6 protein-coding genes are annotated in these 7,477 nt (G+C 44.6%); 4 read left to right on the forward strand and 2 right to left on the reverse strand.

From position 1 onward, the window contains the following. Nucleotides 1–49: 49 nt before the first annotated feature. Nucleotides 50–2,206 (reverse strand): Lnb N-terminal periplasmic domain-containing protein, encoded by a 2,157-nt coding sequence (locus ACHUET_RS11955; protein WP_394213076.1) that lies wholly within the window; start codon nt 2,204–2,206, stop codon nt 50–52. 170 nt (nt 2,207–2,376) lie between these two features. Between ACHUET_RS11955 and ampD the strand changes: the two genes are divergently transcribed. From ampD to ACHUET_RS11970, 3 genes are all read left to right on the forward strand, one after another. After that, a complete protein-coding gene (gene ampD, locus ACHUET_RS11960; protein WP_394213078.1) occupies nt 2,377–3,012 on the forward strand; it encodes a 1,6-anhydro-N-acetylmuramyl-L-alanine amidase AmpD in 636 nt (211 codons plus the stop codon). Between the two features lie 122 nt (nt 3,013–3,134). Continuing rightward, nucleotides 3,135–4,685 carry a murein biosynthesis integral membrane protein MurJ gene (murJ, locus tag ACHUET_RS11965; protein WP_394213080.1) on the forward strand — a complete coding sequence of 517 codons (1,551 nt, stop codon included), beginning with the start codon at nt 3,135–3,137 and terminating at the stop codon, nt 4,683–4,685. A gap of 129 nt (nt 4,686–4,814) precedes the next feature. Continuing rightward, nucleotides 4,815–5,429 (forward strand): hypothetical protein, encoded by a 615-nt coding sequence (locus ACHUET_RS11970; protein ID WP_394213082.1) that lies wholly within the window; start codon nt 4,815–4,817, stop codon nt 5,427–5,429. A 6-nt stretch (nt 5,430–5,435) separates the two neighbouring features. On the opposite strand, the gene ACHUET_RS11975 is transcribed toward ACHUET_RS11970, so the two are convergent. Continuing rightward, nucleotides 5,436–6,047 (reverse strand): GNAT family N-acetyltransferase, encoded by a 612-nt coding sequence (locus ACHUET_RS11975; RefSeq protein ID WP_394213084.1) that lies wholly within the window; start codon nt 6,045–6,047, stop codon nt 5,436–5,438. Between the two features lie 245 nt (nt 6,048–6,292). On the opposite strand from ACHUET_RS11975, the gene ribF reads away from it, so the two are divergent. Continuing rightward, entirely contained in the window at nt 6,293–7,360 is a 1,068-nt protein-coding gene (gene ribF, locus ACHUET_RS11980; protein WP_394213086.1) for a riboflavin biosynthesis protein RibF, read from the forward strand. Nucleotides 7,361–7,477: the final 117 nt, after the last annotated feature.

The raw sequence follows: 7,477 nt of genomic DNA on the forward strand, positions 1-7,477 counted from the left end.
AACATCTTTCCTTTTATACAACTTATGCAGCGCTAAGAGATAACTCTACTTAAAAGTACCGTCTGTATGACAGCTGTATATCCTCATTCGCATCAACGCGCTCTTGCCAGTCATAGTTGGCATTAATACGTAATGCTTGTTTTTTATCAATATCGTATTGTAGCCCAAGGCTTGAGATCGGTTGCCAATAATGACCACGAACGTTGGACTCATCGCTGCTGCCATGATACCAATATGGCAATTGCAATTCAGCTTGCGCACGTAACTGATTGTTAATCTGATAACGACAACCAGCATTGACGCCTGCACCTACCCGAAAGCCTTTATTGATAGCGCGCCCTGCTTGCGCTGTCCCTGCCAAAAACGTATAGCATAGTTGCGGCGGCATCTCACCCGTACCTATGCTTGGGGTACCAAACGCCCAAGACCACCCCGTCTCGTAACCGACACTACCCACCAGATGATCTTGCCCGCCATCTTGTGAGCCATCATTCACTCGCGTCGCCTCAATACTTGCGCCCCACGTTTTGCCTTTTTTGCCAGCATTGATAGGATTAAAAGAGCGTCCACGAATCAAAGTCGCATTTTGCAAGACCACACTATCTGGTTGATTGGGTTTATTATCATCTGTGTCATATAGACGTAAAGTCGCAGCCAACCCTTCTAAATTAAAAAACTGTGGATACCCTGACGCGTGGTCAAGCGTATCATGAAACCCTGCTCTAACCCCAATATCGATATAGTTATTGTCACCGCGCTGCCCGATGCCTATCGTCCCCAGCTGTAGTGGATGCCTATCTATTGGATTATTATCCGATACGTCAATTTGACGTTTGCGTAACCGTTGTCCATCATCTGATAGGCTTGAGACAGGATTGCGCTGTGCCGACTTTATCTCATTTAAGGTTTGTTTGGCACTGTTATGATAGCCAAACTGCTCGCGTTGTTGCTTAATGTCATTAAGCTGAGCTTGACGCAATGTATTATCGGCCGGTGTGTAAGTGGCATTTGCCAAAAGGTTTTTATTGTTCAATAATTGGATAACATCAGAGGGCACAACAACATAAGCCAGTTGCTTCAGTAGACTTTGCTGCGGACGAACCACGTCGATCAAGCGCAGGATCTCAGAAGCACAATTATCCGTGGTGAAGTAATACGGCATTTTTAGCGCTTTGGTCTCCCAAACATGGCGCATAATCTGCTGCACTTCACTTGGAGTCAAATTCAATGGATACGTCCACGTATCACGCTCATCGTCTTGTAGATATTTTGCGAGCTTTTCTGGATAAGGATCAATCTCAATGGCGCTGTCATAACTACCAATCATGGATTTGGTCGCATAGATTGGAAAGCTATCGTTTGGATCACCATCCACCGTATAATTGAGCGCATACGCCTGACTGATTTGATTGGGGTCTGCTACGCTCGATTTTGAATCGATACGTAGTAACGTATGACCAAAGGCAGAGAGTGGATTGTCCAAATACTCTTCGGCAAACACAATAGATAACTGCTCAGGCGCCAATGTCGCCATCCAGTCATCCAGCTCTGGACACTGAGCCGATAGACTCGCATCATCGATGGCTAGCCTCTCTTTTAGCCATGCCACCCGCGCTGGGAAACGGCACAGAACGGAATCATTATTGGCTTGATTTTTTATATGAATGTTTGCTTGGCTATTACCAGTTGTCTGCGATGTGAATTCTTTTGCCAGTGCTGTCAGGGTCGCGTCTAATTCTGCGACTGAATCCTGCTGACCGTTATCACTCAAAAAAAAGCGTGGATCATCGACCAGACTCTCCGTTTTGTTTTTAGATAACATACTGTTTTGATCATCGTAAAAATACAATAAGCGTCGCCATGTTGTATGCTGCGCCAGATTGTCAGTTTTTACCTGTCGACGCCATACTGCCAGTAATTGCTCTATCGCCATATCTGACCCAGACGCAGTATTATTTTGACTATTGTCTCTAGTATCACTGAGATTAGATGTTTCGATGCGAACAGCAGCTTTAGCATCACTAGGTGACGTACTCTCTGATAATTCAGATGAAAGTGCACCTTCAGTGACCAATAAAGGTGTCGGTAAAAATGCCTGCGTGTTTGCAGAGAATAATAGCGCCGCTATCGCCAATGGCAGTCGTGCTCGCTGACCAATGGTTATTAGAGCATAAGTTCCAGACGTAGACATCAGTTCTATAGACATGAGGCAGGCTCTCACACGTTATTATTTATACGCTATTCGCGCTGTTAAGGTTTATTATGCTAGAGACTCAAATGATATAAGCAAGCTGCGACTATTTAGGGACACGCCCTAACTACTTTGATAGACTTTCTATCACAACACTACCAATACTATTATAAAAAGAGAGCTTTATGCCCGCTTCATCCTCAAATTCATCATTATCTACATTGCCAATGACAATCACAGATGGTTTGCTGTCAGCCGCTACTTGGCTGGCCTCACCAAACTATAATGTCAGGCCAAAAGGTCTAAGTATTGATGCCATTGTTATTCATAATATTAGCCTACCACCCAATGAGTTTGGTGCGTGCGACTCTAGCGGCACACATTATGTAAAGGCATTATTCACCAATCAATTAGATTGGGATGCGCACCCTTACTTTCAGACAATCAAAGGCGCAGAAGTGTCAGCGCATTTGTTTATCGAGCGTGACGGTGCTATCACTCAGTTTGTCAATTTTAACGAACGCGCTTGGCACGCTGGACGGTCTAGCTACTTGGGCCGGCCTGAATGTAATGATTATAGCATTGGCATTGAGCTCGAAGGGTCAGATTTTGTGTCCTTCACTTCTGCTCAATATGAAAAACTTGCAGAGGTAGTCACAGCGATTTATAAAGCCTATCCTAAAACGCAGCGACATTTGACAGGGCATAGTGATATTGCGCCAGGGCGTAAGACCGATCCTGGTGATTATTTTGAATGGGCAAGGTTGCGGGAGCTAGTTGCAGGGTTATTACGAAATAACTCTTTATCACTGCAAAAATGATTTCCACATCCAATCCACTTATCTCAGTGGTGAAAGTGCTATAATTCGTCAGTTTTTTGCAGCAGCAAATCAGTACACTACCTCTTATACAACCTGTACACAACTTAGCAAGATAGGTTCTCATGGCAAAAAGTCGGTTATTTCGTTCAACCATGGTAGTCAGCAGTATGACCATGTTATCGCGTATTTTAGGTTTGGTACGTGATGTCGTATTGCTAGGGGTTTTTGGGGCTGGTGGTTTGATGGACGCCTTTTTGGTCGCCTTCAAAATCCCAAATTTTTTGCGACGACTGTTTGCTGAAGGGGCGTTTAGCCAAGCATTCGTTCCTGTACTTTCCGAGTACAAAGAAAAATACAGCTTACAGCAAGTACAGATTTTAGTCAGTCGTACCTCAGGCGCGCTCTTGCTGGTGTTGTCAATGCTGACAGTGGTTGTCATCTTAATCGCGCCTTGGGTAGTGACGTTGTTTGCCCCCGGGTTTGCCGATCAACCTGACAAATTTGCCATTACCGCTGAATTACTCCGCCTTACCTTCCCCTATTTGCTGTTTATTTCTATGACGGCTTTTGCCAGTGGTATTTTACAAAGTTATGGCCGTTTTGCAGCACCTGCCTTTGCCCCTGTGCTATTGAATTTATGTATGATCGGTGGTGCGCTGATTTTTGCGCCGATGTTTGATACCCCTATTATGGCGCTTGGCTATGCCGTGGCAATCGCAGGTTTGCTACAATTCTTGATACAACTGCCGCAGCTCTGGCAACAAAAACTACTGGTCGCGCCCAAAATTGATTTTCAGCATGAGGGTGTTCGCCGCATTCTCAAATTAATGCTACCTGCTATCTTTGGTGTGTCTGTCACTCAGATCAACTTGTTGCTGAACACCGTTTTTGCCTCATTGATGATTGGTGGTTCGGTTTCTTGGCTCTACGCGGCTGAGCGTATGAGCGAGCTACCACTAGGGCTGATTGGTGTGGCGATTGGTACGGTCATATTACCAAGTCTGTCAAAAAGTGAAGCGCAAAAAGACGATGTTAGTTTCAAAAAAACTATCGATTGGGCCGCGCGCCTTATCATTTTGGTCGGTGTGCCTGCCTCGGCTGCGCTCTTTGTACTCGCAGATGTGTTGATGCAAGCCCTGTTCTTACGTGGTGAGTTTACCCTTCGTGATGCACAGATGAGCTCGCTGGCGCTACGTAGTATGGCAGGTGGTATCTTAGGATTCATGCTGATCAAAATCTTTGCCCCTGCATTTTTTGCGCGTCAAGATACCAGAACACCTGTCAAAATCGGCATCATTTCTGTTATTGCCAACATGGTATTTAGTGTCATCTTTATTGGGATATTCTACTTCTTAGAGATACCACTACATGGTGGCCTAGCCTTGGCAACAACGGGCGCAGCGTTCGTAAACGCAGGCTTGCTCTATTACTTCTTACACAAGCGTGATATTTTCCGTTTTGGCCCCCATTGGAACAAGCTATTCACGCAGTTTGCCATTTCGACTGGCTCCATGATTGGTGTACTTTATCTCATGTTGCCCTACTTCCCTACTGATGAAGCCCAGTGGCAACGCATCATCGCACTCGTGATTATGTGCGTCGTGGGAGCGCTCGTCTATGGCGTGGTATTGCTAGCGACAGGTTTCCGTCCTCGCCAGCTCAAGCATGGATAAGCCAACGTAGATATAGGCATGAGCTTGGCTTACGAAACCAAAACAAGCCTATCATCAGAATTGACAATGCTTGTCACCGATCGTTGTCATAATGACCTATTAATGAATAACTGACATTTGAGGTTAAATATGACAACGAAACAGCCACTCTTCCAGCGCTTACCGCTTCTACTTGCAACAGGTTTACTCGGTACTGGACTATTGCTGAACGGTTGCAGCAACAATGAGTCTGCAGACACTGAAACTGCTACTAGCAATGAAGAGGTTGCAGCTGTCGTTGATACTTCAGAAGAAGGCACAGCTGAGCAAAAAGAGACAGCAGATAGCACGAGCGAAACGACTCAAGTCACAGATGATGCTGAGAACAAAACGACCATTGATAATGATAATATCAATCCAGTCACTGCTTCGACCACAAAAAAAAGCTTGGTGACTAATCCGACTCAAGCGGGTACGCCAGAGGACACGGTCAAAAAAGCACTCAATAGTTTGTATTATGGTGATGTGAAGGATGCGGCAGGCTACTATCAAGTAGATATGGCAAACTTTGAAGAAGAGCTTGCCAACACCCAATCGGCATTTCAGCAAACGGTCGATGGCGTGACTATTACTGATACAACGTACAATGATGACAAAACGCGTGCCACCATTACGGGCGAGTTGATGCTCAAAGGACAAAGCGATCCTGCACCATTGACCTATCAACTACAGAAAATAGATGGTCAATGGAAGATCTTGGGTTAAGGCGCTTTATCTCTGTTTAGTATCATCTGATGTCACGGCTTTACCAAGCATCACGACATCAGCGATAAACCCATCCATATCGCAAACTTCTGGCATATATCCCCACTGCTCAAAGCCAAGTTTACGGAACAGTCCCAAACTTGGCTGATTGTGGGCAAAGATAAGGGCAACGATATTTCTGATTCCTAAGCTGGGCGCTTGCGTCAACATCCAGCGTGTCAACAGACTGCCCAGCCCTTTACTCTGATAATCTTGATTCAGATAGATGCTGATTTCAGTGCTGATATGATAAGCGGTACGCGCATATAAATCACTAAAACTGCCCCATGCAACAATCGGCAGTTTCGTACTTTGTCTATCGGTATCACCTTCTGGTAATGCTTTAACTACATAAATAGGCCTCGTTGGACTATCCAAATGCTCATCGAACCAAGCCGTACGTTCTTCGACCGTTACTAACGCCAAATTTGCCGTTGCTTGTTTGCCAGGAATACTTTGGTTATAAATTGCCAAGACTTCTGCTAAGTCTTCTTTACTGGCACGTTGCACCATAAACTGCTGGGTCAGCTGATGTGTCGACAGGTCAGTTGCTATGACATTTAAGGCAACATCGGACATAGAGTCTCCATATTGATTGGCATTATTTTTGGTCTTCATGATGATAGTAAGAAATCGTCATACTGATAATAGACGTATGTACAAACCATGAAATTCATAGAGCGTCATTCATACTTGCATTATCCGTAGACTATAGGATGTTAGTGTGGCTATTTTACTTTATAATGGCTAATTTTCGACACATCAATTTTGACCATAGATGTGTTTTTTCGTTTTTTATCTGGTCTCATCATAGCTGAAAACTTATGAAAACCTATTTTCTTGAGCAACTGATTGCATCATCAAATGCCGCGTCTACTACTAATGACCCAGTAGAGTTAGCGCCTTGTGTGCTCACTATTGGCAATTTTGATGGCGTACACCTTGGTCATCAGGCAATGCTGGCCCAAGTTCGTGATATTGCGCATACTCAGAACTTGGACGCTGCGGTCATGATATTTGAGCCACAACCACGTGAGTTTTTTGCGCCAGCTAAAGCCCCTGCGCGTTTGACCAATCTAGCAGAAAAGCAGGCCCTCCTAGCGCAATATGGGGTTAAAACCTTAGTGGTAGCAGGTTTTGATGAGGACTTTCGCTCGTTATCAGCACAAGCCTTTGCCGATATATTAGCCACGCGCTTAAATGTAAAAGCACTGGTGTTAGGTGACGACTTTCGCTTCGGTCATGATCGTACTGGCGATAGTCAGTTTTTGCGCGATTATGGTTTGGATGTGACTAACCTACATACCGTCACTGATAGCAATATTGACAACGACCACTTGAATGATGTCAATAATGAGGCTGCACGTATTAGCTCTACTCGCATCCGTGATTTGCTATTGGCAGGTGATATTCATGCTGCCAATATACTTCTAGACCGCGACTACGCCATTACGGGGTCAGTCGTCCGTGGTGATCAAATTGGTCGCACCATGGACTTTCCTACTGCCAATATTGATTTGCAGCGAATAAAACCCGCTTTGCACGGTATTTTTGCCGTTGATGTCGTCAGCTTAGATGAGAATGGAGATGTCATACCTGATGGTTTAATAAAGCTGGCTACTGATAACAATATAGGCGTCGCAGGTTTGCGTCCACATAGTTTGTTCGGTACCGCTAACATTGGCAAAAGACCTTCTGTTGATAAAGGTGATGACTGGCGATTGGAAGTACACTTTCCCAAACTAAAAGCAGATTTGTACGGGTTGACCCTACAAGTACGCTTCTTGCATTTTTTGCATGGTGAACGTCGCTATGATGGTTTGGATGCCTTGAAAGCGGGTATTCATCAAGATGTCACTGACCTACTAGAATGGCATGATAACCAAGTTTAGCAATTAGTCATATCTTAAATAAATAAAAAACCCCACGATATGAACTGACCCCCATAAGTTGGACACAACTTATGGGGTATTTTTATGCGTTACGATCTGGACTTTAAGATGCAAGTC

Origin of the sequence: Psychrobacter piscatorii (genome assembly GCF_043641605.1) — a bacterium.
GTDB classification, from domain to species: domain Bacteria; phylum Pseudomonadota; class Gammaproteobacteria; order Pseudomonadales; family Moraxellaceae; genus Psychrobacter; species Psychrobacter piscatorii_C.

Bases quoted from the DNA above. Each gene is read 5' to 3' on its own strand.
- ACHUET_RS11955 (WP_394213076.1), bottom strand. From the start codon at position 2,206: ATGTCTATAGAACTGATGTCTACGTCTGGAACTTATGCTCTAATAACC.
- ampD (WP_394213078.1), top strand. From the start codon at position 2,377: ATGCCCGCTTCATCCTCAAATTCATCATTATCTACATTGCCAATGACA.
- murJ (WP_394213080.1), top strand. From the start codon at position 3,135: ATGGCAAAAAGTCGGTTATTTCGTTCAACCATGGTAGTCAGCAGTATG.
- ACHUET_RS11970 (WP_394213082.1), top strand. From the start codon at position 4,815: ATGACAACGAAACAGCCACTCTTCCAGCGCTTACCGCTTCTACTTGCA.
- ACHUET_RS11975 (WP_394213084.1), bottom strand. From the start codon at position 6,047: ATGTCCGATGTTGCCTTAAATGTCATAGCAACTGACCTGTCGACACAT.
- ribF (WP_394213086.1), top strand. From the start codon at position 6,293: ATGAAAACCTATTTTCTTGAGCAACTGATTGCATCATCAAATGCCGCG.